This window comes from uncultured Tyzzerella sp., from assembly GCF_963558545.1.
Taxonomy (GTDB): domain Bacteria; phylum Bacillota; class Clostridia; order Lachnospirales; family CAG-274; genus Tyzzerella.
Genome location: NZ_CAUWHO010000118.1, coordinates 1 through 1,598, shown reverse-complemented (window position 1 = coordinate 1,598; position 1,598 = coordinate 1). Strand labels below are relative to the sequence as shown.

The window sequence follows — 1,598 nt, the reverse complement described above, 5'->3', positions numbered from 1 at the left end:
GAAATTACCCCACCCCCTAACTTTGATTTAGCTTTAGGGCAAAATTCTCAAACAGTACAAGTAGAAAATCAAACAAATGCAACACTATATCCACAAGTTAGATTTGAAAATAACCCTTATGGAAAACTAAAAATTAAAAAGATAGACGCAGTTACAGGGCAACCTTTACAAGGTGCAATATTAAAAATATCTAACCCACTTTTTAATTATGAGCAAGAATTTACAACAGGTGCAGATGGCACAATTACTATTGATAACTTAAAACAAGGTAGCTATGAAATAAAAGAAGTTAAAGCTCCTAATGGTTACATTTTATCTAATGAAACAAAAGTTGCTATTTTAAAATGGGGAGAAGAAACAACTATAACATATGAAAATCAACCTAAAACAAGCCTTAGAATAACAAAAATAGATAGCGAAACAGGAGATTTGCTAGACGGAGCAGGATTTAAGCTTAAACATACAACAGGTGGTGCAGAATACTTTACAGAACCAACAGAAGATGGGATAGCTACTATTGATGATATTGTAAGTGGTACTTATATTTTAATTGAAATACAAGCACCTAATGGCTATATTTTAGATAAAACAGAAAGAACAATAGTTATTGAAAATGACAAAATAAATGAAATAACTATAAAAAATAGTAAAAAACCTAGTGTTAAAATTATTAAAAGAGATATAGATACAAAAGACTTATTAAAAGGTGCTAAATTTGAAATATGGCGTGCAGAAAACAATACAACTCAAGGATTAGTTGAAAAAGTTGGCGAATATTTTACAGATGATAATGGTGAAATTGTTTTAGATAATTTAGCTTATGGTTGGTATTGTATTAAAGAAATACAAGCACCAAAAGGTTATTTATTATCAGAAGATAATACAAAATTTGTATTTTTAAAGCCAAATCAAACAGGTGCAAATACAGTTGAAGTAATATTTGAAAATGCTAAAAAACCAAATTTAACTATTAACAAAATAGGAAGTGTTGGAAAAGAGCCTTTAAAAGGTGCTAAATTTAGCCTTTTTTATGCAACTACTCAAAATGGAGCAGTTAAAAAAATCGGAGATTATATTACAGATGAACGTGGTAAAATTGAAATACCAACAGGAACACTACAACAAGGTTGGTATAAACTTCAAGAAACACAAGCTCCACAAGGATATGAAATACAAGGTACAGGTACTTATGAATTTTTCTTAAATGCTGGCGAAAGCAAAGAAATAACAGTTGAAAATGTAGCTAAAAATTCTATTGTAATTAAAAAGGTAGACGCAGATACAGGAGAACCTTTAGCTGGAGCTCATTTTTCAATTAGTATTATATCAGATGGAAATTCTAGTGGTACACACGGAACAACTATTGCAAATGTAATTACTAATCATAATGGTGTTGCAGTTGTTACAGGACTTAAAGCTGGTGGCTACATTATTGAAGAAACTAAAGCACCAACAGGCTATGTTATGGTAGAACAAGCTCAAACAGTATGGCTTAATAAAGATGATACTTCTTCTGTTACAGTAACTTTTGAAAATAGAAAAAATGCAGGACTGGGTATTAAGAAAATGGATAGCATTACAAAAGAGCCTTTAGCAGA

Annotated in this window: 1 protein-coding gene; it reads left to right on the top strand. The window is 30.5% G+C overall.

Translation table 11 applies throughout. From position 1 onward, the window contains the following. A partial coding sequence (locus R5Z65_RS10095) for a SpaA isopeptide-forming pilin-related protein (protein WP_317368936.1) occupies window positions 1-1,598 on the top strand: 1,598 nt, incomplete at both ends.